Here is a 24,018-nt window from a genome sequence, read left to right as displayed (position 1 = left end):
GCTTTTCGAAGAGCTGGAGCACACCTCAGATCGGGCGCACTTCTTCCACTTCCGGGACGAAATGGCGCAGCAGGTTCTGAATGCCGTGCTGCAGGGTCGCCGTGGACGACGGGCAGCCTGCACAGGCGCCACGCATGGAGAGATAGACAATCCCGTCGCGGAAACCCTTGAAGGTGATGTCTCCGCCGTCCTGGGCCACAGCCGGACGCACGCGGGTTTCCAGGAGATCCTTGATCACGGTGACGGTTTCGGAATCGCCGTCATCGAAAAACTCTCCGTCTTCGGTGTCTTCCGCGCCGCCGCTTGCCATGACCGGCTGACCGGACATGAACTGCTCCATGATCGCGCCCAGAATGGCTGGCTTCATATGCTGCCAGTCGGTGTCGTTCTTGGTCACGGTGATGAAGTCATGACCGAAGAAGACCGCTTCCACGCCCGGAATCTGGAACAGTTTCTCGGCAAGGGGAGATGCTCCGGCATCAGCGGAGGAGCGGAAATCATAGGTTCCCTCGGGCAGGACAACGCGGCCCGGCAGGAATTTCAGGGTCGCCGGATTCGGCGTCGCCTCGGTCTGAATGAACATGATCTGATCCTACGATCGGCTAGGCCGGACTGCAGCGCAATTTATCGTCGCTTTACGATAGAATTTTAGCGCAAGCAGGGGCAGTTTGGAACTGTTAAAATCTAGATAGGTCCGATTGGCTTCAATTCAAGCGTCTCCATGGACGCCTGATGGCTGGTACGGCCTATGCGCTGAGCGCCTTGTTAGCTGCAACGCCACCTGTCTCCAAGGACTTTCTCCTAATCCGAAAGGCAGACCTCAGGCGAGAGCTGCGATCGAATCATCATCGAGATTGCCCGGAACGATGGTCACCGGGATCGGGAACACGCCCGCGGATTTTCCGGCGATGGAGGAAACCAGCGGTCCCGGCCCCTCGTTGCTCGTGCCGGCAGCCAGAACCAGAATGGCAATGTCCGCGTCCGCTTCGATCAACTCGAGGATCATCTCGGACTTGTTGCCCTCCCGGATCACGCATTCCGGCTCGGTCCGGGCAACGTTGCGCACCCGCTCCGCCGCCTTGGCGAGGGTGGTCTCTGCCGTTTCCATCGCCTCGGCGCGCATGATGTCCTCGACCCCCAGCCAGTGCTGGAAGTCGGTCGGGGTCACGACGAAAAGAAGGGTGACGACGCCGCTCGTCCGCGCCGCGCGCTTGGCCGCATAGACGATTGCGCGATCACACTCGGGCGTGTCATCGACCACGACCAGAAACTTCCGGCGGTGACCTTCTTCATTGCTCTTTCGGATTGCTACCATGGGCGCATGCTGCCACTGGCGCAGAGGAACCGCAAGAGGCTAACCGCTGCGCCAAATTGACCTTTCATTTCCCTCTTGAGACCGCTGTCTTTTGTCAGGGATCCCAAGGAGTCTGACCGACAGGTTAGAGGATGAACTTCGACAGGTCGACGTTCTTTGCCAGCTCACCAATGTTCTCGCGGATATGCTCCGCATTGATCTCGATGGTTTCGCCCGACCGGTCGGGAGCGGTGTAGGACACCTCGTCCAGGATCCGCTCCATCACAGTCTGCAGGCGGCGGGCGCCGATATTCTCGACCGACCCGTTGAGATCAACCGCCACAGAGGCAATCTCGTCGATCGCATCCTCGGTGAAGGACAGGGTGACGTTTTCCGTCGCCAGAAGCGCCACATACTGCTTGATGAGGCTTGCCTCCGGTTCGGTCAGGATGGCTCGGAAGTCATCGCGCGTCAGAGCCTTCAACTCGACACGGATCGGCAGACGCCCCTGAAGCTCCGGCAAGAGGTCGGAAGGCTTTGCCACATGGAAAGCGCCCGAAGCAATGAAGAGAATATGGTCCGTCTTCACCGGTCCATGCTTGGTGGAGACCACTGTGCCTTCGATCAGGGGCAGCAGGTCGCGCTGCACGCCTTCGCGCGACACATCCGCGCCGCCACGCCCTTCCCTTGCGCAGATCTTGTCGATTTCGTCCAGAAACACGATGCCGGAATTCTCGACCAGAGACACCGCTTCCTGAACGATCTTGTCCTCGTCGAGAAGCTTGTCGGATTCCTCATTGATCAGGAGCTGATAAGAATCGCGCACGGTGGTGCGCTTCATCTTTGTCTGGCCGCCAAAGGCCTTGCCCAGCATGTCGGAAATGTTCATCACGCCGACGCTGGCACCAGGCATGCCCGGAACATCGAAGCTCGGCATCTGCGGCTGTGCGCGGACCTCCACTTCGATTTCCTTGTCGTCCATCTCCCCTTCCCGCAGCTTCTTGCGGAAGGAATCACGAGTGGCAGGGCTGGCGGTCTTGCCAACGAGCGCGTCGAGAACCCGGTCTTCAGCCATGATATGGGCCTTGGCCTTGACCTCTTCCCGCTTGCCGGTGCGCACCAGGCTGATGCCCGCCTCGACAAGATCGCGGACGATCTGCTCCACGTCGCGGCCGACATAGCCCACTTCTGTGAACTTGGTCGCCTCAACCTTGGTGAAGGGGGCGTTGGCCAGCTTCGCCAGGCGGCGGGCGATCTCCGTCTTGCCGACGCCGGTCGGCCCGATCATGAGAATGTTCTTCGGCAGAACCTCCTCGCGCATCTGCCCCTGCAACTGCTGGCGGCGCCAACGGTTGCGCAGGGCAATGGCGACGGCCCGCTTGGCGTCTTTCTGGCCAACGATGTAGCGGTCCAGTTCTGAAACGATTTCACGAGGGGAAAAGTCGGTCATGTCGATACTTCCATCAGATGATCAGGAGGCCGCCGGGATGAAGCGCATGACCGGCGTTCCGGCCACAGGCGCCACCAGAACCCGGCGGACAATACGCCAGGCCGAGCCCAGCAGAAGAATGAAGCAACCCAGAACCAGAAGGGTTCCGGCAACACCGGCCTCGCCCGAAAGTTCCGCCTCGCTCAACAGCACGCCCAGGGCGACACCGAAATAGCCAAGACCGGAAACCAGCAATGCCCGGCGGTCGACAAGGATGGCGACAAAGGACAGGAGCAGGAACATGGCGATCACGATCGCTGCAGATCCCGTGTCACTGAAATAGTCGCCGCCGGTCGCAAGGTTGAGAATGGAGTGCACGATCAGGGGCGCGGCCATCAGATGAAGCCAGAAGCCTTTGTCGCTGTTGATCGTGGACCGGGTCAGGTCCCGGCTGTCGAACACCATGCCCGCCAGGAAACTGGCAAGGCCGGCCACAAGCGTGAACCAGGCAATATTGTTCTGAACCAGATGCGGAACAGCGGTTTCCACCAGCACGACAGCAAGGAAGAGCACTCCTGCCGTCACCACCGCAAATCCCACTGGAACACGGAACCGCCAGAGATGGAGCGATGCACCGAGTGTCGCGATCAGGGCAGGCAGGATCAGAACCTGAGCTTCGGAATTGTCAAAGGCATTCCCTGCCGAAGCCGCTGTGCTGTTTTCGCCCACGAACAGGCCAAGACAGGCCAGGAAAAAGAACGGGGTGAACAGGATCGTCAGCAGAAAGGATGGCAGCGCAAGCCGCATGCGGCGTGCAAAGATCTCGGAGAGACCCCAGATTGCCGCAGCACCCGCAGCCGCCGTGACGCCCATCGGCACGAGCCCCTTCAGGCCGTAGACCAGACCGACCATAAAGAGGGAAAGGCCAATGGCAATGAAGATATCGTGGAACCCGCGGACGAAGCGGACCTCTTCCGCATCCACACGCGACACCGGATCTGAGGCCTGAGCCTCTACCCCGAGCCGGTCCTGCTCCTGCCAGAAGACCTTCAGACGGCCTGCCAGTCCGGCATCGAGAAGGCCAGCCGACACGGCATCCTGAAGGCGGCGTTCGAGAACCTCAGTCATTGCGTTCTCCCGCTAAGGGTGAGAGCTGACGCACTCACTCCGTCTCCAGGCTTTCGACCGTCAGATTGCCGTTGGTGTAGACGCAGATATCAGCGGCGATTGCCATGGCCTTGCGGGCAATGGCTTCCGCATCCAGATCCGTATCTGCTAGCGCACGGGCCGCAGCCAGCGCATAATTGCCTCCGGACCCGATACCGGCGATACCGCCTTCCGGCTCCAGAACGTCACCCGTGCCCGTCAGGACCAGAGCCACATTCTTATCGGCAACAAGCATCATCGCTTCGAGACGGCGCAGATAGCGGTCCGTCCGCCAGTCCTTCGCCAGCTCCACGCAGGAGCGCATCAGCTGTCCGGGATATTGTTCCAGTTTGGCTTCCAGACGCTCAAAGAGGGTGAAAGCATCCGCTGTCGCCCCGGCAAAGCCGGCGATCACTTCGCCCTTTGCCAGCGGGCGCACCTTGCGGGCGGTGTTCTTGATGACGGTCTGACCGAGGGAAACCTGGCCATCGCCGGCAATCACGACCTTGCCGCCCTTGCGGACCAGCAGAATGGTGGTGCCATGCCAGACGGCGGGTTCTCGTGCTTCGCTCATAGGGTCCTCTTGGCGTTGACGTCACGGGCGGCACCGGTCCTGCATACGACCATCACCGCCTCTCCGGGACCTATGTAGGGGTACCGGGCAGCATTGCCAAGCCACAGGGCTCACGGCTGAGGACCTCCGGTTGTCAGCCCAGTTGAAAACGGGCCTGCCGGATCAGGGCCTGAACCATGGCCTTGAGAAGCGATGCGGACCGCTCATCCGCAAGATCCCCCTTGGCATCAAAGGCAGATGCCGCACTGGAAACGATCACGGTCTGGGGAATGACAAGGGCGCCGAGCCCCATTTCCAGAATGGTGCGCATGGACATGAGACCACGGACACCGCCCATGGCGCCCGGGGAGGCCGAGCCGATGGCGAAAACACGGTTCTGCTTGAAAGCTGCGGAGGCCGGTTCGCCCGGATCGGAAATCCGGCTGACCCAGTCGAGGGTATTCTTAAGCAGAGGTGTCACGCCCGCATTGTATTCCGGGCAGGCGATAAAGACCCCGTCATGAGACTGGATGATCCGCTTCAGCTTGTGCGCAGCCTCAGGCACGCCCTTGGTCTGTTCCAGGTCGCCATCATAGAGCGGCAAGGGAAAATCCGAGAGGGAGATCCGGGTCGCCTGGGCATCGCCCAAAGCCAGTTCGCGCAGGACCGCGCCGGCAAGCTTGCCGTTGAAGGAGCCAGACCGGGTCGAACCGGAGAAAACGAGAATCTTGACTGCCCGCATGACAACACCCCTCTATTGGCAAAGAGATTTCAATTGAGTGCCTGCGGTCCGGTCAATGGACCTTGCGATAGACCCAGACCCGTGCCGGCGGCAGGTTCTTCCAGATCCAGTCGGACTTGCTCAGCGAGAAACGGCCTGGCTGGGCCTTTACCGGCGGAACGAGCGCGTAGGAAAACTGGATGAAAGGCGCGCCCGGCTTCAACAGCTCCAGCGCATCCTCGATCAGCCGCAGCCGCTCATTCTCCGGTTTCGTGAAAAGCGGCAGGCTGGAGACGATCCCGTCCAACGGCTTTGTGCCCTTGAACAGGTCCTGGATGGCATAGGCATCGCCCTGAATGACGGACATGCCCGGGTAACGGCCATGCAGCAACTCGCAGAATTCGTGGCTGTACTCGACGGCGACAAGGTTCTTGCGGAGAATGCCGCGTTCCAGAATGGCGCGGGTTACGACACCGGTGCCCGGTCCGAGCTCGACCACGTGAGCTCCGGGGGCAGCCTCCAGATAGGAGGCCATCTTGGCTGCAAGCAAAGGACCGGAAGGACTGACAGCACCTGTCTTGAGCGGGCTTTCCACCCAAGACCGGAAGAAGCGGACTTCATCCAGGGCCTTTGCCTTTAACGCCTTGACCTGTTCGACTTTTTTGCGAACGGCCTGGGAATGCGGCCCCGTCCTATCCATCATCTGCTCCAGTCCTCCCCCCGCTTGCGAAAATGTAGGGCGTTCAGAAGCATCATTTCAAGATGGCCAATCCGTGTCAGCTGCCAAGATTGTCGATGAAATCCTTCATCCTAGCGAAAAATCCGGAGGATTCCGGGTGATTTTCACCAGAAGCACCCTGTTCGAATTCGGTGAGCAACTCTCTCTGGCGCTTTGTCAGGTTGGTCGGGGTCTCCACAGTTACCTGAATATACATGTCACCATGCTGCGCCGAACGCATCACCGGCATGCCTTTGCCCTTGAGGCGGAACTGTTTTCCGGTCTGCGTTCCTTCCGGAACCTTCACCCGGCTGGTTACGCCTTCCAGGGTCGGCACATCGAACTGGCCGCCAAGGGCAGCCGTCGTCATGGAGATCGGAACCCGGCAATAGAGATCCGCGCCTTCGCGCTGGAAGAACTCATGCGGGCGGATCGACAGAAAGATATAGAGGTCGCCGGACGGCCCCCCGCGCAGCCCGGCCTCGCCTTCGCCCGCAAGACGGATACGGGTTCCGTCCTCGATGCCCGAGGGAATATTGACCGAGAGCGTCCGCTCCTGGGTAGTCCGGCCGACACCGCCGCAAACACCGCAGGGATCAGCAATGACCTGGCCCTTGCCCTGACAGGTCGGGCAGGTGCGTTCGAGCGTGAAGAACCCTTGCGCAGCGCGCACACGGCCAGCCCCACCGCAGGTGCGGCAGGTTGCAGGGCTCGTCCCCGGCTTCGCGCCGGAACCGGTGCAAGCCTCACAGGTTACGCTGGTCGGAACTTCGATCTCGACGGTCTTGCCTTCGAAGGCTTCCTCGAGGGTGATTTCGAGATTGTAGCGCAGGTCAGCGCCGCGCTCGCGGCCGTTCGACCGGCGGCCACCGCCGCCCATGCCGAAAAATTCTTCGAAAATGTCGGACATGGTGGAATGGAAGTCGCCATTGCGACCGGCACCACCGCCGCCAAAGCCGCCGTTTTCGAAAGCAGCATGGCCAAAACGGTCATAGGCCGCGCGCTTCTGCGCGTCCTTCAAAGTGTCATAGGCTTCGTTCACTTCCTTGAAGCTGGCTTCGGCCTCTGCATTCCCCGGATTGCGATCCGGATGGTATTGCATCGCCATCTTGCGATAGGCGCTCTTCAGAGCCTTTTCATCAGCATCCTTGGAGACGCCCAGCACTTCATAGAAATCACGTTTGGCCATGTCTGGTCACTCAATCCTGTCCGGCATGTCCGCACACGCATCCGCGCAGACGCCTTCGGAGGTCATTGGGCCGGCGCTTTCGGATGCAGTCAGCTTGCCTCCCTGACATGACAAGAGCCGGATTTCCATCCGGCACCCAGAAAATGTCGCGGGGAGCGCCAGTCCGCAGCGCCAATGCCACAGAAAGCCAACGGCCTGCAAGTCGCCCTGCAGGCCGCCGGTTGCTTTGGGTTAGGCCGACTTCTTGTCGTCGTCCTTGACTTCCTCGAAGTCTGCGTCGACCACGTCGTCATCAGCAGCGGAAGCTTCCGCACCGGCGTCGGCGCCTTCAGCTTCAGCCTGCGATGCCTTGTACATGGCTTCGCCCAGCTTCATGGACGCTTCGGCAAGAGCCTGGGTCTTGGCCTTGATGTCCTCCAGGTCGGTGCCTTCAAGCGCGGTCTTCAGGCTCTCAAGAGCCGTCTCGATCGCACCCTTTTCGTCGGCGCTGACCTTGTCACCGTAGTCCTTGAGGGACTTGTCGGTGGAGTGCACCAGAGCTTCACCCTGGTTCTTGGCTTCGACCAGTTCCTTCCGCTTCTTGTCCTCATCGGCGTGAGATTCAGCGTCCTTGATCATCTGGTCGATGTCACTGTCGCTGAGGCCGCCGGAGGCCTGGATGCGGATCTGCTGTTCCTTGCCCGTGCCCTTGTCCTTTGCGGACACGTTCACGATGCCGTTGGCGTCGATGTCGAAAGCGACTTCGATCTGCGGCACGCCGCGCGGTGCGGGCGGCAGGCCCACCAGGTCGAACTGGCCGAGGATCTTGTTGTCCGCAGCCATTTCGCGTTCACCCTGGAACACGCGGATGGTCACAGCCGTCTGGTTGTCTTCGGCGGTCGAGAAGGTCTGGCTCTTCTTCGTCGGGATCGTCGTGTTACGGTCGATCAGACGGGTGAAGACACCGCCCAGCGTTTCGATGCCGAGGGACAGCGGCGTCACGTCGAGCAGCAGAACGTCCTTGACGTCGCCCTGCAGAACACCGGCCTGAATGGCAGCGCCCATGGCCACCACTTCGTCCGGGTTCACACCCTTGTGCGGCTCCTTGCCGAAGAAGTTCTTCACGGTTTCCTGGATCTTCGGCATACGGGTCATGCCGCCGACCAGAACCACTTCATCGATTTCACCAGCAGAGATGCCGGCGTCCTTCAGAGCAGCCTTCATCGGCTCGATGGTCCGCTTGACCAGATCGTCCACGAGGGATTCGAACTTCGCGCGGGTCAGCTTGAGCGTCAGGTGCTTGGGACCGGAAGCATCCGCCGTGATGAACGGCAGGTTGATTTCGGTCTGGGACGAGGACGACAGTTCGATCTTCGCCTTTTCCGCAGCTTCCTTCAGACGCTGCAGGGCCAGCTTGTCGTTCTTGAGGTCGATGCCCTGGTCCTTCTTGAACTCGGAAGCCAGATAGTCGACCAGAACCATGTCGAAGTCTTCACCGCCGAGGAACGTGTCCCCGTTCGTGGACTTCACTTCAAAGACGCCGTCACCGATTTCGAGCACGGACACGTCGAAGGTACCGCCGCCAAGGTCATAGACTGCGATGGTCTTGCCATCGTTCTTGTCTAGGCCATAGGCAAGGGCTGCCGCAGTCGGCTCGTTGATGATGCGCAGGACTTCGAGACCGGCGATCTTGCCGGCATCCTTGGTTGCCTGACGCTGAGCATCGTTGAAGTAGGCCGGAACGGTGATGACCGCCTGGGTGACCTTCTCGCCGAGATAGCTCTCGGCGGTTTCCTTCATCTTCTGAAGAATGAAGGCGGAAACCTGCGACGGGGAGTACTTCTCACCGTGGGCTTCGACCCAAGCATCGCCGTTGTCAGCCTTCACGATTTCGAACGGAACGAGCTTCTTGTCCTTGGCCACGGTCGGATCGTCGAACCGGCGGCCGATCAGGCGCTTAACCGCGAACAGGGTGTTGGTCGGGTTGGTAACAGCCTGACGCTTGGCAGGCTGACCGACGAGACGCTCACCGTCGTCGGAAAAGGCGACCATGGACGGAGTCGTCCGTGCACCTTCGGAGTTTTCAATAACCTTGGAATCTTTACCGTCCATGACGGCGACGCACGAGTTGGTCGTGCCGAGGTCGATACCAATGACCTTTGCCATATCTGCCTCTCTTTCTAGCAAACCGGAAAGACCCGTAACGGCATCAATCCGGCTCCTCAGTATGTCTCCGGGATAGCGCCCGGGTTGGCCACGTTTCCGTGGTGTCGAACGCTATATAGGTGGATGAATTCGGCCTCGCAAGGCACCAGACGCGCCGATTTGCGAGGCTTTCTGTATTCTCTATAAATCTTCCCAGTTGGTTACCAGCAGAAGCTGCCCCAAGCCGGCGAAGAAGACGAGGAAGGAATACAGTGACCAAAGCCGCCTCACAACCCGAAGGGTTCCGCCTGCTTCCGGGATATTTCAGCCGGACAGCCCAGGAAGAACTTCTGGAAACCCTGCGCATGGTTCTTGTGGACGCACCGCTGTTCCGCCCCGTGATGCCGCGAACCGGAAAACCTTTCTCCGTTCGCATGAGCAATTGCGGGCCGCTTGGCTGGGTCTCGGACATCAACGGCTACCGCTATCAGTCAGTTCATCCGGCAACCGGTAACCCATGGCCACTGATCCCGAATGCACTCCTGCAGCTCTGGCGCGACGTCGCGCCGGACGCGCGCGAGCCGGAAGCCTGCCTGATCAATTTTTATGAGACATCCGCGAAAATGGGCCTGCATCAGGACCGGGACGAGGAAACCTTCGATGCCCCGGTAATCTCCGTCTCTCTAGGCGACACGGCCACCTTCCGGATCGGCGGCACAAACCGCAAGGACCCGACGACGTCTCTCCGCCTGAGTTCCGGTGACGTCGCCGTACTCGGCGGCCCCTCCCGCCTCGCCTTCCACGGCATCGACCGCATCCTGCCGGGCACCTCAACTTTGCTGAAGAATGGCGGGCGGATCAATCTGACGCTGAGACGGGTGACGAGGGATTAAATGAACAACCCTCACCCGGACCTTCGGTCCGACCTCTCCCAGGCTTGGGAGAGGTGACTGGTGGGCTTTGTTGGCGTTTGGCCAAATTATTCAGTTTGAAAACATGGCCTAGATGCTCGAACTTCAGCTCTAGCTATGCGAGCGGAGCTTACCTCTCCCGAGATCGGGAGAGGTCGGACCGAAGGTCCGGGTGAGGGTTGAACCGTCAGAGGAACTGCTTCACCGCAATCGCCGCCAGAGACAGCGCAATCACCCAAAGCGCCACGCGGCCGGAGCGGGTGTGGCGGGCTTCGGCCTTGCCGATGGCTTCCGCCGTTGCCTTGTCAAAACGCAGGCCGTTCTGGGTCATGCTCTCTAGCTCGTAGGACATGCGGCCGATGCGGTCAGCGAAGATGGGCAGATCGTTGGCAATGCGAAGCATGGAGCCAACCAGATTGCCCGCATCCTTGATCTTGCCGACAGGACCGAGATTGTCGCGAATCCAGGTACCGACGACAGGCTCGGCGGTCTTCCACATGTCGAGATGCGGATTGAGCGTCCGGGCAACGCCCTCCACCACGACCATGGTCTTCTGCAGCATGATGAGCTGGGTCTGTGTGCTCATCTCGAAGAGTTCCGTCACCTCGAACAGCTGGGTCAACAGCCGGGCCATGGAAATCTCGCTGGCATCATGACCGTGGATCGGCTCGCCAATGGCGCGGATCGCCTGGGCGAACATGTCCACGTCCTGATCGGCCGGAACATAGCCCGCCTCGAAGTGAACCTCCGCCACCCGGCGGTAGTTACGCGTGATGAAGCCGAAGAGGATTTCAGCGAGGAACCGGCGCTCGCGCGGGCTGAGCCGCCCGGTGATGCCGAAATCGACAGCGACCAGCGTTCCATCCGCTTCCACGAACAGGTTGCCCTGATGCATGTCCGCATGGAAGAAGCCATCGCGCAGGGTGTGGCGCAGGAAGCTCTGGATCACGTTTGCGCCGAGAGCCTCAAGGTCCAGACCGTCAGACCTCAGCCCTCCGACGTCCGACATCTTGCGTCCGTCGATCCACTCCATGGTGAGAATGCCCTTGGAGGTGCGCAGCCAGTCGACCTCCGGCACACGGAAGCCCGGATCTCCGGCCGTGTTCTCGGCCATCTCCGACAGGCCCGCGGCCTCAAGACGGAAGTCCATTTCCATGGCGACAGACTTGGCGAGCGTATCAACCACGGCCACAGGGCGCAGGCGGCGGGACGGCGGATGGAACCGCTCGGCAATCCGCGCCACCAAGTAGAAGCTTTCCAGGTCCCGTTGGAACCGGCGGGCGACCCCGGGGCGCAACACCTTGACCGCGACCTTGCGCTCCGTTCCATCCCGGGAGCGGACAACCGCCGGATGGACCTGAGCAATAGACGCAGCTGCAACCGCCTGGCCGAACTCGACGAAGATTTCTTCAACAGGCCGCTGAAGCTGTTCGGCCACGGCCTTGCGGGCGGCCTCGTGGGAGAAGGGCGGCAAGCTGTCCTGCAGCGAAGACAGTTCGCGGGCCGCGTCCTTGCCGACCACGTCTTCGCGGGTCGCCAGAAACTGGCCGAGCTTCACATAGGAGGGACCGAGCCGGTTCAGCGCATCTGAAAGGCGCGACTGGGCACTCTTGTCCCGCACGGACCGGCGCTCCAGCATCCGGGCGCAGGCAATCGCGATCCGCGGCCCTGCCGGAAGATCGGGAAGCTGCGCCAATCCGAACACGCCCTCGCGGGCCATGATGTAACCCGCCCGGACAAGGCGGATCAGTGGCATCACGGCAAATCCCATGGATCAGAGTTTCCAGCCAGCGTGAAGGGCGGCAATCCCGCCGGAATAGTTGCGATAGGTGACCCGCTCGAACCCTGCTTCGCGGATCATTTCCGCAAAGCGCTCCTGATGGGGGAACTTGCGGATGGATTCCACGAGATAGCGGTAAGGCTCACCGTCTCCTGTCACCATGCGGCCAATCGGCGGAATGACGTTGAAGGAGAAGGCGTCATAGACCTTGTCGAGCAGCGGCACGTCGACCTCGGAAAACTCAAGGCACAGGAAACGGCCGCCACGCTTGAGCACCCGGTGCGCCTCGCGCAGGGCCTTCGGAATATCCGGCACATTTCGGATGCCAAAGGCGATCGTATAGGCGTCGAAATGCTTGTCCGGGAAAGGAAGCTCCTCGGCGTTGCCCTGGGAGAAGGTGATCAGGTCCGAAAGACCCGCCTTTTCCGCCCGGTCCCGGCCAACAGCCAGCATGGATTCATTGATGTCGCAGACGACCGCATTCACCGTTTCGCCGGAGCGGCGGACGACGCGGGTCGAGATATCACCAGTCCCGCCGGCCACGTCGAGAAGGGTCCAGGGCCGGCCGCCGGACTTTGGCGGGGCCAGAAGGGACACCATCGCATCCTTCCAGACCCGGTGCATGCCGGCAGACATGAGGTCGTTCATGACGTCATAGCGGGCCGCGACCTTGTGGAAGACGTCATCAACCAGCGCCTGCTTCTGCCCTTCGCCGACAGTGGTGAAGCCGAAACTGGTCGGCATGTCCTCGGGGGCGCGGGTGCTGCTGCGCTGGGAAATGGGGGCGTCCTGAGCCATGATGGTCACTCCTTGGCCGTGGCGGATGGGCCGATCTTCCAATCAATGCACCGCGGGCCGATGGTCTTTCGCTCTGCTTTTTCCACGGGAGCCAAGTCAAAGGCAATCCCGTGGTGGTCATTTTGCGGCGGACCATAGTACAAGGTTCCGTTTCGCGCCATTCCCGGCAGGGGATGAAACCTATTTGCCGCATGAGTTCCGGTCTCCGGAAGGCTTATTGCGGAGAGACAGAGGATCGCATGCCAGAACTGCCCGAGGTAGAAACCGTCCGGCGCGGCCTTTCTCCTGCCTTCGAAGGCTCCAGGATCGAGCGGCTGGACCAGAACCGGCCCGATCTGCGTTTTCCCTTTCCGGACAATTTTGCGGGCAAGCTGACAGGGCGGACCGTCAATGCCCTGTCCCGCCGGTCCAAATATCTGCTGGCGGATATTGATACCGGCGACGTGCTCGTCATGCATCTCGGCATGTCCGGCTCCTTCCGCATTGAAGCGGAAGAAGGGGCCCTGGCCCCCGGCGAGTTCGTTCATGCCCGCTCAAAGGACGGCAAGCATGATCATGTCGTCTTTCATCTGGTCCGGCAGGATGGCGCAAGGCTTCGCGTTCTCTACAATGACCCGCGCCGGTTCGGCTTCATGACCCTTATTCCAAGAGCAGAGCTTGCGGGCCATGCGCTCTTCAGTTCCATGGGCATAGAGCCTCTTGGCAACGAACTCGACGGCGGCCTGATCTCGCGCCTGTTCGAAAACAAGAAGGCCCCGCTCAAGGCGGCTCTTCTGGACCAGAAAATGATCGCAGGTCTCGGCAACATCTATGTGTGTGAAGCCCTGTGGCGGACCGGGCTGGATCCGCGGCGGGCGGCGGGCAGCATCGCCGGTAGGGGCGGCAAGGCGACAGCCAAGACCACCGCACTTGCCCACCACATCCGCGAAACCCTGATGGAGGCCATCGAGGCCGGAGGCTCGAGCCTGCGCGATCACACCCAGGCGGATGGAACGCTCGGGTACTTTCAGCACCGGTTTGCTGTCTATGACCGGGAGGGAGCCGCCTGCCGGACGCCGGATTGCAAGGGCATCGTCGAACGGATCGTGCAGTCCAACCGCTCGACCTTCTTCTGTCCGCGCTGTCAGCGCTGAACGCTCTTGCAAGGTGACGTTGGGACATCAGCAAGAAGGTCTGTTGCCAGAGTTGACCGGGCCGGGTACGCGTAGATCAGACGAAGCAACAATTCTGGATTGGGAGCGAACCAGATGGGTTACGAGAATATCCGCGTCGAAACACGAGGCCGCGTCGGTCTTGTCACGCTGAACAGACCTTCTGCCCTGAATGCGCTGAATTCCGCGCTGATCGCCGAGCTGAACACGGCTCTCGGCAGCTTTGAATCCGACGAGAAAATCGGCTGCATCGTGCTGACGGGGTCCGAAAAGGCCTTCGCCGCAGGTGCCGACATCAAGGAAATGGGCTCCCTGACCTACATGGAAGCCTATCTCAACGACTTCATCACCTCCTGGGATCAGGTCTCGCGCGCCCGCAAGCCGATCATTGCGGCGGTTGCCGGCTATGCTCTTGGCGGTGGCTGCGAACTGGCCATGATGTGCGATTTCATCATCGCTGCGGATACGGCCAAGTTCGGCCAGCCGGAGATCACCCTTGGCGTCATGCCGGGCGCAGGCGGCACCCAGAGGCTTACGCGTTTCGTCGGCAAGTCCAAGGCCATGGACATGTGCCTGACCGGCCGCATGATGGACGCACAGGAAGCCGAGCGTTCCGGCCTTGTGAGCCGCGTTGTTCCCGCCGATGAACTGCTTGAGGAAGCTATGAAGGCAGCCGAAAAGATCGCGGGCTTCTCACTCCCCATCGCCATGATGACCAAGGAGAGCGTGAACCGCTCTTATGAGACGACACTTGCCGAAGGCGTGCGTTTCGAGCGCCGGGTTTTCCATTCCATGTTTGCCACGGAAGACCAGAAGGAAGGCATGTCCGCGTTCGTGGACAAGCGCAAGCCGCAGTTCAATAACCGTTGACCGCTCTTTGACTTCGGCCCCCGGCCATTTCGGGGGCCGCTTTAATACTTTCTATCTTCATTACAAAGATTTGAAATCTTTAAGTTAACCATTCATTAACCATCACCAACCTTAGACCTGTGGGCAGTCTTCTGCCCTCCTCTTCTCTCAGTTCGGGCGTGTTAACTTTCGAATCAACAAGTTGGTGCCGGTTTTGTGTTTTGTCGCGGCGCTTGAGAGTTTCAAATTTCTGATGAGAGGGCGGTCTGTTGCAAAACAGTCAACGACCTGCCGCCGGCAACATAGCCCTTTTGGCTTTGCCGGGCGGTGATCTGTTAGCCGGAGCGAGCCGCGCCCTTCTGGAGACGCTGGTTCAGCCGGCGGGACTGGCAAATGCAGATGGAACCCTGTTTGCGGCAAATGCGCCGCTGATGCGTCAGCTCGGCCTCAAGACCAGCGACCTTCCCATCACCCTGCCCAAGGCGCTTTCTCCGGAAAGCTGGATCAAGTGCAAGACGGCCTTTGCGACGGCTGTGAACGGCGCGGCCTGCGAGGTTTTTGGCCTGCTCTATGGTTCGAGCGGACAGGCTCTTGGTCCCGGGCTAGGCTTCTCCTTGCTCACAGGACCTGCCGCGACAAACCAGATCCTGCTGATCCAGGCGCTCGACCTGCCGGAGGAAGCAATGTCTTCCGGCACTTACGCCGCTGCAAATCCCGAAATGTCGCTGGAGCATTTTCCGGAAGACTGGTTCCTGATCAATCCGGAAGACAGTATTGGCGTCATCAATGCCCGCATCACAGGTCTGACCGACTGCCTGGTCTCGCCTGTCCAGCTTGCCGAATGTGTGCAGGAAGCGCGCAGCGGCCGGGCCAGCAACTTGCTGATCCCGATCCGCGCCATCGGCGAGGATGGACTGGTCGCCGCCGGACAGCACGCCATCGAGGTCCGCTTCATGCCAGGCTCACGCGATCAGGATGCGGAAGGCGCCGTTCTGGCGGTTGCCCGCCATGGTGTTCCCTGCCCACGTGGCGACGCCAGAACCGGCAAGGCGGACGATCTCGATCCGCTCACGGGATTGCTCAACCGCAGGGCCTTTCAAGAGCTGCTTGATGCCGGATTGCAGCAGTCCGGCAGTTCCGAGCTCAAGGATGTCGCCGTCTTCTATCTGGACATCGACGGCTTCAAGTCCGTAAACGACCTTGGCGGCCGGGCTGCTGGCGATGCCATGCTGAACCTGGTGGCCGGGGTCATCAAGGATTGCACTCCGGAAAAAGGCGCCGCCGCCCGGATCAATGGCGACGAGTTTGCCCTGTTCTGTCCGATCGAGGGCTATATCGGGGCCCAGGCCATAGCCCTGTCCCTGAGAGATGGTCTCGCCGGACTGCATCTCGACACAGAGGGGCATGCCTTCTCCGTCGCCGGGTCCATTGGCGTCTGCATCGTCCCACCGAGCGCGGCTCTGGAAGGGGCAAAGGCAGCAGATGTCCTGCACCATGCCGATCTCTCCTGCCTGCGCAGCAAGCGCGGCAATGTGGGCTCCGTTCAGGTCGAGATGTTCAACCCTTCGGCAACTGCAGGCCATTCGGCGCTTGGCCCCAAGCTGGCCTTCAGCGCTCGCCCGGTCCTGTCCGAGTTCAGGATGGAAGAGCTTGAGCTGGCCTCTCAGCCCATCCTTCGCCTTGAAACCATGCGCCCCATCGGCCTTGATGTGGTCCTGAAGCCGCGTTCAGAAGAAGACGGCCAGGCCGCCTCCTCTCATCAGGAAGACCAGCGCTCGAACCAGCAGGCTGTTGCCCTGCTCGACGCCTGGATCGTTGACCAGGCGCTGGACGCCGCGACCGTTGACGAAACCAAGGTGTTCCGCAGCCTGACCATTTCCCAGGCTGCTCTCGAAGACCGCCGGTTCTCGGATCTTCTGCGCAATCGTCTGGCCGGCAATCCCCTTCTGGCTGGGCGCCTATGCCTGCAAGTGACCGAGCGGACCTATCTGCGGGCTCCCGGCAGCTCCACTGCCTTCCTGCGCTTTGCAACGGAGCTTGGCTGCCAGACAGCGATCGACGACTTCATGGGCCACTGGCCGGTCCTATCCCGGCTAAGTGGTTTGCGTCTCGACTGGATCCGCCTGTCATCCGACCTGACCAGCTCGGTGGAAGAGAATTACGGCCAGCGGGTTCTGCTCAAGGGCATCGTCGCCTCCGCTCACGATATTGGCCTGCGCATCATCGCCAAGGGACCCGCAACGGAGAGCCGGATCGCGCTCCTCAATGAGCTGGCGGTTGACGCACTGCAAGGCTGCACCCGCCGGCCGGGCATTGCGCTGGAAGACTAGAAAGCCGGTTTTTCAAAGCCAACAAAAAGCCCGCCGGACCATCGTTCCGGCGGGCTTTTTCGTGTTCGTAAGGCTGTCCGGGTCAGACGTCCAGGTTCGCCACGCTGAGGGCATTGTCCTGAATGAACTCGCGGCGCGGTTCGACTTCGTCGCCCATCAGCTTGGTGAAGATGTCATCGGCATCGTCTGCCTCGCGGACCTTCACCTGCAGCAGGGAGCGGACATTCGGGTCCAGCGTGGTTTCCCAGAGCTGCTCCGGGTTCATCTCGCCAAGGCCTTTATACCGCTGCAGCGAAATGCCCTTCTGGCCGAAGCTGAAGATCTGCTGCAGCAGTGCCCGCGGACCGCGGATTTCGCTCGGCACATCCTTGCGGCGCAGAACCGCGGCCTTGCCGTAGATTTCCTGCAGATGGCCGGACTGGGCATCAAGACGGCGGGCATCGGAAGATCCGAGCAGGGCCATGTCGATGACAGCCACTTCGTCCACACCGCGCACGGTGCGGCGGAAGACCAGAGCGCCGTCATCCCGAACTTCGCCGGTCCAGCCACGCTCGAACTCATCCGCAAGGATATCGAGACGGCGGGCGATATAGGCCGCAGCCTCCGCAGCAGCTTCCGGGTTCTGGATCTTCTCGATGTTCAGAGCGCCAGCGATCGCTGCCTGCTCGACAACGTCGCGGTTGTAGCGCGAATGAAGCCCATCGAAGATACCGGCAATGGTGCGGGCCTTTTCGACCACATCCCGCAGATCGCCTGCCATACGGACTTCGCCGCCAGACAGGGTCAGGGACGTGTCTTCAAGACCGGAAGCGATCAGATAGTTTTCAAGGGCTGCCTGGTCCTTGAGATACTGTTCGGACTGGCCGCGCTTGACCTTATAGAGCGGCGGCTGCGCGATATAGACATAGCCGTTTTCGATCAGTTCCGGCATCTGACGGAAGAAGAAGGTCAACAGCAGGGTCCGGATGTGGGCGCCGTCGACGTCAGCATCCGTCATGATGATGATCTTGTGGTAGCGCAGCTTTTCGACGTTGAACTCTTCCTTGCCGATCCCTGTGCCGAGCGCGGTGATCAGCGTTCCGATTTCGTTGGAAGACAACATCTTGTCGAAGCGGGCACGTTCCACGTTAAGGATCTTGCCGCGCAGCGGCAGAACGGCCTGGTTCTCACGGTGACGGCCCTGCTTTGCGGAGCCACCTGCGGAGTCACCCTCGACGAGGAACAGTTCGGCCTTGGAGGCGTCACGCTCCTGACAGTCGGCCAGCTTGCCCGGCAGGGAAGCAATATCGAGCGCGCCCTTGCGGCGGGTCAATTCACGAGCCTTGCGGGCCGCTTCACGGGCGGAAGCGGCTTCCACAACCTTGGACACAACGGCCTTGGCCTTGGCCGGGTTTTCTTCCAGCCAGTCGGAGAGCGCCTGGTTGATGGCGTTTTCCACCACGGGGCGCACTTCGGACGAGACCAGCTTGTCCTTGGTCTGGGACGAGAACTTCGGATCCGGGACCTTCACGGACAGGACACAGGTCAGGCCTTCACGGCAGTCATCGCCGGTCAGCGAGACCTTTTCCTTTTTCATAAGGCCCGAAGTGTCGGCGTAACCGGTGATCTGACGGGTCAGCGCGCCGCGGAAGCCGGCAAGGTGCGTGCCACCATCGCGCTGGGGAATGTTGTTGGTGAAGCAGAGAACCTGCTCGTGGTAACTGTCGTTCCACCAGAGAGACGCTTCAACGGTGATCCCGTCGCGCTCGGCCACCAGGGTGACCGGATCCTCCAGAAGCGGATGCTTGGCACGATCGAGATAGCGCACGAAAGCTTCCAATCCGCCTTCATAGAAGAGCTCGATTTCCTTTTCTTCCACGCCGCGCTTGTCGGTCAGAAGAATACGGACACCGGAGTTGAGGAACGCCAGTTCGCGCAGACGGTGTTCGAGGGTGGTCAGATCGAAGTCGGTCTTGGTGAAGGTCTCGGGCGACGGCATGAAGGTCACTTCCGTGCCCTTGCGGCCGTTGGATTCGCCAACCGCTTCAAGCGGCATTTCCGCATCGCCATGGCGGAAACGCATGAAGTGCTCTTTGCCGGCGCGCCAGATGCGCAGCTCAAGCCAGGTCGACAGCGCGTTCACCACCGAGACGCCCACGCCGTGCAGACCGCCAGACACCTTGTAGGAATTCTGGTCGAACTTACCGCCCGCATGAAGCTGGGTCATGATCACTTCAGCAGCCGAGACGCCTTCTTCCGGATGCAGATCCGTCGGAATGCCGCGGCCGTTATCGGAAACGGTCACGGAGCCGTCTGCATTCAGCGCGACCGTCACCCGGTCGGCATGACCGGCAAGGGCTTCATCGATGGCGTTGTCGACGACTTCATACACCATGTGGTGCAGGCCCGAACCATCGTCCGTGTCACCGATGTACATCCCCGGACGCTTGCGCACCGCGTCGAGACCCTTGAGGACCTTGATCGAGTCCGCGCCATATTCGGCCGGTTGATTATCCGTGTTCGATTGATCGGTCATGCGAATCAGATGCTCATTCTTTTAGAGTTTGTCAGTCCGTTATACGGGGTTCCCGGCAGCATTCAACTCGGCAGGATCACCGGGGGAAAACCTTGGGAACCCTAGGCCTTGCGAGCCTCCCGGCCGCCCGCTTCAAGAGGGCGATTTCTGTTGGATTGGAACAGCCCGCGACGGATCGTTGTTTCAGAAATACGAAAGCATTAATTGCCTGTTAACCAGTCAAAGCGCTTCCTGTCTGCGGGGGCACTTTGAGGACATTGATCATGAATGTCGGAAGTGTTGGAAGTGGGGCAATTGCTCAGAAGGCCAGTCAGGTTTCCTCCCGCGAAATGAGGGAAGGACCTGGACCGGACAAGATCAACGATCATGATGCGGATGACATGGGCGGAACTTCGGCTCCCGCCCCCAGAGGCACCGGCACCCTCGTTGACATAACCGTCTGATTTGCCTCGTAAATCTTCATTCGACCGGATCGCGCATCGCAGTTCCGCCTTGCGCGATCCGGAAGATTTCTCCGCCCTCAGGCAAGCCCTCGAACAGCGCCCTGTCGGTGCCGGTCATGAAGACCTGACCGCCCAGACCCTGCAGCTTGTCGAAGAGCGCCTTGCGCCGGCCCGGATCCAGATGGGCGGCAATTTCGTCCAGAAGCAGAACCGGCTTCATTCCACTGACCTGCGCGGTGAGTTCCGCATGCGCCAGGACCAGGCCGATCAGCAGTGCCTTCTGTTCTCCGGTGGAGGATTGAGAGGCAGGCATGTCCTTTGCCGCGTGCCGGACATGCAGGTCAGAAAGATGTGGACCCGTCAGCGTTCGGCCGGCGGCCCGGTCCCTTCCCCGACCCTCTTCAAGCCATTCCCTGAAGAGATCCTCACGGTCGATGGCGCTGAGGCCCAACGTTCCGGTCTCGAATGCCCCTTCAAGGGCAAGCTTTGCCAGCGGAAACGGCAGTCCGCCCTCTGCTTGAAGCCTGACGGTTTCAGACAGCAGGCTGACGGTTTCGCTCCGGGCGATGGAAACAGCCGTCCCGAGTTCGGCGACCTGCGTTTCGATGGCGGAGAGATAGGACGCGCTGCCGCCCTGATCGAGAAGCCGGTTGCGCTGACGCAGCGCCTTTTCAAAATCCGCGACCCGACGCCCATGGCTCGGATCAAGAGATAAGGTCAAGCGGTCAAGAAACCTGCGCCGGTCCCCGGCCGGTCCGGTAAACAGCCCATCCATGGCCGGCACCAGCCAGAGCACCCGCATATAGTCGAGCAACGCTTCGGAACTACGCGCATCTTCGCCGTCAATGCGCACCCGGCGCCCGGCTTCTCCAGGTGTCAGCCCGGTACCGATCCTGGTGTCGAGATCATCCCGCACCATGCTGGCAGAAACGCTCCAGCCACCAGAACCGCCCAGCCGGGCGATATCGGAAATGGCTGCGCGGCGCAGCCCGCGGCCCGCCGTCAGAAAGGAAATGGCTTCGAGAATGTTTGTCTTGCCGATGCCATTGTCGCCAACAAAGGCGACGAGCTGCCCGGTGAAGACAAGATCCAGGCGCTCATAGTTCCGGAAATCGGTCAATGTCAGGCGGGTCAGCCCCGCCTGTGTCCAATCAGACATGATCCCTCATCCAGATCCGTGCACCGAACCATAGAAACCAGCAGCCGTGTTGTGCCGATGAGGCAAACGGCTGCCGGCCAATTTCGTGGATGCGTCAGACCCGCATCGGCATCAGGACGAAGAGGCAATCATCAATCGTGTTGTCCTGGATCAGCGTCGGGGAGCCAGAATCCGCGAGGCGGAACAGGGCCGTATCACTGGTAAGCTGGTTGGCGATGTCCAGGAGATAACGGGAGTTGAAACCGATCTCGAGCGGCGTGGACTCATATTCCACCGCCAGCTCTTCCGTCGCACTGCCGGAATCCGGATTGTTGACCGCCAGAACCATACGGCCCTCGGACAGCGAAATCTTCACCGCACGTCCGCGTTCGGAGGAAATGGTCGACACACGGTCAACGGCTTCCTTGAACTCGTCCCGGTCGACCCGCATTTCCTTGTCATTGCCTTGCGGAATGACCCGGCCATAGTCCGGGAAAGTGCCATCGATCAGCTTGGACGTGAGAACCACGGCACCGGTGGTGATGCGGATCTTGGTTTCCGACAGCTCGATCTGGACATTCGCGTCCGGGGTTTCCAGCAGCTTCTGGATTTCACCGACAGTCTTGCGCGGAACGATCACACCCGGCATGCCCATGGAGCCGTTCGGCGCCGGAACTTCCGCCTGCGCCAGACGATGCCCGTCGGTGGCAACAGCACGGAACCGCTGGCCCTTCGCGCCATCGACCGAATGCATGTAGATGCCGTTGAGATAATACCGGGTCTCTTCGGTCGAGATTGCAAACTGGGTCGTGTCGATCAGCTTGCGGAATTCGGCAGCCGTGAGCGAGAAGCCATGGCTGAACTCGCCCGCCGTCAGATCCGGGAAGTCGGTTTCCGGCAGCATCTGCAAGGAGAAGCGCGACCGGCCTGCCCGGATTTCCAGCGTTGCATTGTCGCTGGTGGTTTCCAGGACAACCTGGGAGCCATCCGGCAACTTGCGCACAATGTCATAGATCATGTGGGCCGGAACGGTGGTCGCACCGCTCATTTCCACCATTGCCGGCACGGTTTCCACGATTTCCAGATCAAGGTCCGTCGCCTTCAGCTGCAAGGCACCGCCTTCGGCGCGCAGCAGGACGTTCGACAGGATCGGAATGGTGTTACGGCGCTCGACAACCCGGTGCACATGGGTCAGGGACTTGAGGAGGTCGGTCCGCTCGAGGGTCGCTTTCATACGCAATGTCCGTACTTGAGAAGTCCGGGAAGACGTCCCGGTTCATGGAACTCTAGGCGCTTCCACGAAGGGAAGCGGGGCTGAAGACACTGCCCGGAATGGGCTTGAAATGCAAGAGGGGCGCCCCGAAAGACGCCCCTCTCAACCTGTTAAATTCCCGCGGTAAACCTTTGAAGGCTCACGCGTCGAGCATGCGCTTCAGCAGCTCCAGCTCCTGAGCCAGCGCGTTGTCGGCACGGGCCATTTCCTCGATCTTGCGCACGGCATGAAGCACCGTGGTGTGATCGCGATTGCCAAAGCGGCGGCCGATTTCCGGCAGGGACCGCGGCGTCATGACCTTGGCCAGATACATGGCAATCTGACGCGGACGGACGATCGTCCGGGTCCGGCGCGCGGACAGAAGGTCAGCCTTGGTCACATTATAGTGCTTGGACACGACCCGCTGGATATCCTCGATCTTCACACGGCGCGGTTCGCTCGAGCGGATGAGGTCGCGGAGGGTCAACTCCGCCATTTCCTGGGTAATCGGCTGATTGGTCAGCTGATTATGCGCGACGAGGCGGTTCAGCGCGCCTTCCAGATCGCGTCCGGAAGACACGACGTGGCGGGCCACGAAATCCAGCACGCTGTCCGGAACTTCAAAGTTCGGATAGCTGCGCTGCGCCAAGCCGACGCGCGCCGACAGGATGTTGCGGCGAAGCGAGAAGTCCGGCTCATGGATGCCGACAACCAGACCACCGGACAGACGGGAGCGAACCCGGTCATCCAGGGTGTCCAGTTCGGATGGAGCCCGGTCAGCCGCCACGATGACCTGACGGGCACCGTCGATCAAGGCGTTGAGCGTGTGGCAGAATTCCTGCTGCACCTGCTTGCCGTGCAGAAACTGCATGTCGTCGATCAGGAGGAGATCGATCGTCCGCAGGGTTTCCTTGAACGCCAGAGCGGACTGCGCCTTCAGGGCAGACACGAAGCGGTACATGAAATGTTCGGCGGTGAGGTAAAGCACCTTGCGGCCAGACGCCCGCACCTTGGCCGCAACGGCCTGCATCAGGTGGGTCTTGCCCAGTCCGACAGACGCATGAAGATAAAGAGGATTGAAGGTCACGGCACCGCCGGAGGCAACCTGACGGGCAGCCGCCAGAGCCAGACCATTGGACTCGCCTTCAACAAATGTCTCGAACGTGTATTTCGGATCCAGGGCTGCGCCCTGAAGAATGTCGCGGCCAACTTCGGAAACACTTTCACCACGACCAAGAGCGGCCGTTGCAGCCTGCGCTGCGGCAACAGAATTGCTGTTGTCGGAAAACCCATCCAGACGCGGTTCCACGGAGGCAATCTTCGGGCGCTGGGGCGCCGGAATGCCAGCCTTGACCGGAGCGGACACCTGCCGCGGGCGCACTGCGCCACGGACGGTCAGCTCGATCTTGTGAACGTTGTCACATTCACCCTTCCACAGACCCATCAGGCGCTCATTGTAGTGGGATTGAATCCACTGCTTGAGAAACCGGGTCGGGACAGACAGGCGCACAGTGCCTTCTGCATGCTCTTCCAGGTCGACACGTGCGAACCAGCTGGAAAAGACGTCATCACCAAGTTCCGCGCGGAGCCGCTTTTTCACACGGTTCCAGTGTTCGGAGCCGCTTGCCTCCTGAACCTGCATTTCTTCCGCCTCCTGTTTTAAAGAGCGATCCGCCA

Annotated in this window: 20 protein-coding genes; 5 read left to right on the top strand and 15 right to left on the bottom strand. The window is 60.8% G+C overall.

Going from position 1 to position 24,018, the window contains the following annotated elements; translation table 11 throughout:
* Positions 1–25: 25 nt before the first annotated feature.
* From BUA94_RS00510 to dnaK, 9 genes are all read right to left on the bottom strand, one after another.
* Positions 26–583 carry a NifU family protein gene (locus tag BUA94_RS00510; protein WP_073007399.1) on the bottom strand — a complete coding sequence of 186 codons (558 nt, stop codon included), beginning with the start codon at positions 581–583 and terminating at the stop codon, positions 26–28.
* Positions 584–820: 237 nt separating this feature from the next.
* Positions 821–1,315 (bottom strand): universal stress protein, encoded by a 495-nt coding sequence (locus BUA94_RS00505; protein ID WP_073007396.1) that lies wholly within the window; start codon positions 1,313–1,315, stop codon positions 821–823.
* Between the two features lie 124 nt (positions 1,316–1,439).
* A complete protein-coding gene (hslU, locus tag BUA94_RS00500; protein WP_073007393.1) occupies positions 1,440–2,744 on the bottom strand; it encodes an ATP-dependent protease ATPase subunit HslU in 1,305 nt (434 codons plus the stop codon).
* 21 nt (positions 2,745–2,765) lie between these two features.
* The gene (locus BUA94_RS00495; RefSeq protein WP_073007389.1) at positions 2,766–3,851 is read right to left on the bottom strand and encodes a hypothetical protein; all 1,086 of its coding nucleotides are present in this window, start codon (positions 3,849–3,851) and stop codon (positions 2,766–2,768) included.
* A 34-nt stretch (positions 3,852–3,885) separates the two neighbouring features.
* Positions 3,886–4,443 carry an ATP-dependent protease subunit HslV gene (gene hslV, locus BUA94_RS00490; protein WP_073007386.1) on the bottom strand — a complete coding sequence of 186 codons (558 nt, stop codon included), beginning with the start codon at positions 4,441–4,443 and terminating at the stop codon, positions 3,886–3,888.
* Positions 4,444–4,576: 133 nt separating this feature from the next.
* Complete coding sequence (locus BUA94_RS00485) at positions 4,577–5,164, bottom strand: NADPH-dependent FMN reductase (protein WP_073007384.1); 588 nt, start codon at positions 5,162–5,164, stop codon at positions 4,577–4,579.
* A gap of 52 nt (positions 5,165–5,216) precedes the next feature.
* Positions 5,217–5,846 (bottom strand): class I SAM-dependent methyltransferase, encoded by a 630-nt coding sequence (locus tag BUA94_RS00480; RefSeq protein ID WP_084081638.1) that lies wholly within the window; start codon positions 5,844–5,846, stop codon positions 5,217–5,219.
* 73 nt (positions 5,847–5,919) lie between these two features.
* The gene (gene dnaJ / locus BUA94_RS00475) at positions 5,920–7,050 is read right to left on the bottom strand and encodes a molecular chaperone DnaJ (protein WP_073007381.1); all 1,131 of its coding nucleotides are present in this window, start codon (positions 7,048–7,050) and stop codon (positions 5,920–5,922) included.
* A 231-nt stretch (positions 7,051–7,281) separates the two neighbouring features.
* Positions 7,282–9,195 carry a molecular chaperone DnaK gene (dnaK, locus tag BUA94_RS00470; protein ID WP_073007379.1) on the bottom strand — a complete coding sequence of 638 codons (1,914 nt, stop codon included), beginning with the start codon at positions 9,193–9,195 and terminating at the stop codon, positions 7,282–7,284.
* A gap of 251 nt (positions 9,196–9,446) precedes the next feature.
* On the opposite strand from dnaK, the gene BUA94_RS00465 reads away from it, so the two are divergent.
* On the top strand, positions 9,447–10,067 hold the full coding sequence (locus tag BUA94_RS00465) for an alpha-ketoglutarate-dependent dioxygenase AlkB family protein (protein WP_073007376.1): 621 nt from the start codon (positions 9,447–9,449) through the stop codon (positions 10,065–10,067).
* 205 nt (positions 10,068–10,272) lie between these two features.
* On the opposite strand, the gene ubiB is transcribed toward BUA94_RS00465, so the two are convergent.
* On the bottom strand, positions 10,273–11,856 hold the full coding sequence (ubiB, locus tag BUA94_RS00460) for a 2-polyprenylphenol 6-hydroxylase (protein WP_073007373.1): 1,584 nt from the start codon (positions 11,854–11,856) through the stop codon (positions 10,273–10,275).
* 3 nt (positions 11,857–11,859) lie between these two features.
* The gene (gene ubiE / locus BUA94_RS00455; protein WP_073010566.1) at positions 11,860–12,663 is read right to left on the bottom strand and encodes a bifunctional demethylmenaquinone methyltransferase/2-methoxy-6-polyprenyl-1,4-benzoquinol methylase UbiE; all 804 of its coding nucleotides are present in this window, start codon (positions 12,661–12,663) and stop codon (positions 11,860–11,862) included.
* A 239-nt stretch (positions 12,664–12,902) separates the two neighbouring features.
* Between ubiE and mutM the strand changes: the two genes are divergently transcribed.
* The 3 genes from mutM (at position 12,903) to BUA94_RS00440 (ending at position 16,993) form a co-directional block, all read left to right on the top strand.
* A complete protein-coding gene (gene mutM / locus BUA94_RS00450) occupies positions 12,903–13,796 on the top strand; it encodes a bifunctional DNA-formamidopyrimidine glycosylase/DNA-(apurinic or apyrimidinic site) lyase (RefSeq protein WP_073007370.1) in 894 nt (297 codons plus the stop codon).
* A 114-nt stretch (positions 13,797–13,910) separates the two neighbouring features.
* On the top strand, positions 13,911–14,684 hold the full coding sequence (locus tag BUA94_RS00445; protein ID WP_073007368.1) for an enoyl-CoA hydratase: 774 nt from the start codon (positions 13,911–13,913) through the stop codon (positions 14,682–14,684).
* A 290-nt stretch (positions 14,685–14,974) separates the two neighbouring features.
* Positions 14,975–16,993, top strand: a complete 2,019-nt coding sequence (locus tag BUA94_RS00440) for an EAL domain-containing protein (protein ID WP_073007365.1) — start codon at positions 14,975–14,977, stop codon at positions 16,991–16,993.
* 82 nt (positions 16,994–17,075) lie between these two features.
* Here BUA94_RS00440 and gyrB read toward each other — a convergent pair whose 3' ends face one another.
* Positions 17,076–19,508 carry a DNA topoisomerase (ATP-hydrolyzing) subunit B gene (gene gyrB, locus BUA94_RS00435; protein WP_073007362.1) on the bottom strand — a complete coding sequence of 811 codons (2,433 nt, stop codon included), beginning with the start codon at positions 19,506–19,508 and terminating at the stop codon, positions 17,076–17,078.
* 263 nt (positions 19,509–19,771) lie between these two features.
* Here gyrB and BUA94_RS00430 point away from each other — a divergent pair, with 263 nt between their 5' ends.
* Positions 19,772–19,951, top strand: a complete 180-nt coding sequence (locus BUA94_RS00430; RefSeq protein ID WP_073007359.1) for a hypothetical protein — start codon at positions 19,772–19,774, stop codon at positions 19,949–19,951.
* 16 nt (positions 19,952–19,967) lie between these two features.
* Here BUA94_RS00430 and recF read toward each other — a convergent pair whose 3' ends face one another.
* The 3 genes from recF to dnaA form a co-directional block, all read right to left on the bottom strand.
* Complete coding sequence (gene recF, locus BUA94_RS00425) at positions 19,968–21,110, bottom strand: DNA replication/repair protein RecF (RefSeq protein WP_073007355.1); 1,143 nt, start codon at positions 21,108–21,110, stop codon at positions 19,968–19,970.
* Positions 21,111–21,204: 94 nt separating this feature from the next.
* Complete coding sequence (dnaN, locus tag BUA94_RS00420) at positions 21,205–22,323, bottom strand: DNA polymerase III subunit beta (protein WP_073007352.1); 1,119 nt, start codon at positions 22,321–22,323, stop codon at positions 21,205–21,207.
* A 178-nt stretch (positions 22,324–22,501) separates the two neighbouring features.
* Positions 22,502–23,983, bottom strand: a complete 1,482-nt coding sequence (gene dnaA, locus BUA94_RS00415; RefSeq protein WP_073007349.1) for a chromosomal replication initiator protein DnaA — start codon at positions 23,981–23,983, stop codon at positions 22,502–22,504.
* Positions 23,984–24,018: the final 35 nt, after the last annotated feature.

Source organism: Roseibium suaedae, assembly GCF_900142725.1.
Taxonomy (GTDB): Bacteria; Pseudomonadota; Alphaproteobacteria; order Rhizobiales; family Stappiaceae; genus Roseibium; species Roseibium suaedae.
This window is presented reverse-complemented; position numbering and strand designations above follow the sequence as displayed.

Excerpts from the sequence above, each read along its gene's own strand:
- BUA94_RS00485 (WP_073007384.1), bottom strand. The coding sequence starts at position 5,164 with ATGCGGGCAGTCAAGATTCTCGTTTTCTCCGGTTCGACCCGGTCTGGC.
- BUA94_RS00445 (WP_073007368.1), top strand. The coding sequence starts at position 13,911 with ATGGGTTACGAGAATATCCGCGTCGAAACACGAGGCCGCGTCGGTCTT.
- hslV (WP_073007386.1), bottom strand. The coding sequence starts at position 4,443 with ATGAGCGAAGCACGAGAACCCGCCGTCTGGCATGGCACCACCATTCTG.
- BUA94_RS00430 (WP_073007359.1), top strand. The coding sequence starts at position 19,772 with ATGAATGTCGGAAGTGTTGGAAGTGGGGCAATTGCTCAGAAGGCCAGT.
- gyrB (WP_073007362.1), bottom strand. The coding sequence starts at position 19,508 with ATGACCGATCAATCGAACACGGATAATCAACCGGCCGAATATGGCGCG.
- BUA94_RS00510 (WP_073007399.1), bottom strand. The coding sequence starts at position 583 with ATGTTCATTCAGACCGAGGCGACGCCGAATCCGGCGACCCTGAAATTC.
- dnaN (WP_073007352.1), bottom strand. The coding sequence starts at position 22,323 with ATGAAAGCGACCCTCGAGCGGACCGACCTCCTCAAGTCCCTGACCCAT.
- dnaA (WP_073007349.1), bottom strand. The coding sequence starts at position 23,983 with ATGCAGGTTCAGGAGGCAAGCGGCTCCGAACACTGGAACCGTGTGAAA.
- dnaK (WP_073007379.1), bottom strand. The coding sequence starts at position 9,195 with ATGGCAAAGGTCATTGGTATCGACCTCGGCACGACCAACTCGTGCGTC.
- recF (WP_073007355.1), bottom strand. The coding sequence starts at position 21,110 with ATGTCTGATTGGACACAGGCGGGGCTGACCCGCCTGACATTGACCGAT.
- BUA94_RS00480 (WP_084081638.1), bottom strand. The coding sequence starts at position 5,846 with ATGATGGATAGGACGGGGCCGCATTCCCAGGCCGTTCGCAAAAAAGTC.
- dnaJ (WP_073007381.1), bottom strand. The coding sequence starts at position 7,050 with ATGGCCAAACGTGATTTCTATGAAGTGCTGGGCGTCTCCAAGGATGCT.
- mutM (WP_073007370.1), top strand. The coding sequence starts at position 12,903 with ATGCCAGAACTGCCCGAGGTAGAAACCGTCCGGCGCGGCCTTTCTCCT.
- hslU (WP_073007393.1), bottom strand. The coding sequence starts at position 2,744 with ATGACCGACTTTTCCCCTCGTGAAATCGTTTCAGAACTGGACCGCTAC.
- ubiE (WP_073010566.1), bottom strand. The coding sequence starts at position 12,663 with ATGGCTCAGGACGCCCCCATTTCCCAGCGCAGCAGCACCCGCGCCCCC.
- BUA94_RS00495 (WP_073007389.1), bottom strand. The coding sequence starts at position 3,851 with ATGACTGAGGTTCTCGAACGCCGCCTTCAGGATGCCGTGTCGGCTGGC.
- BUA94_RS00505 (WP_073007396.1), bottom strand. The coding sequence starts at position 1,315 with ATGGTAGCAATCCGAAAGAGCAATGAAGAAGGTCACCGCCGGAAGTTT.
- ubiB (WP_073007373.1), bottom strand. The coding sequence starts at position 11,856 with ATGGGATTTGCCGTGATGCCACTGATCCGCCTTGTCCGGGCGGGTTAC.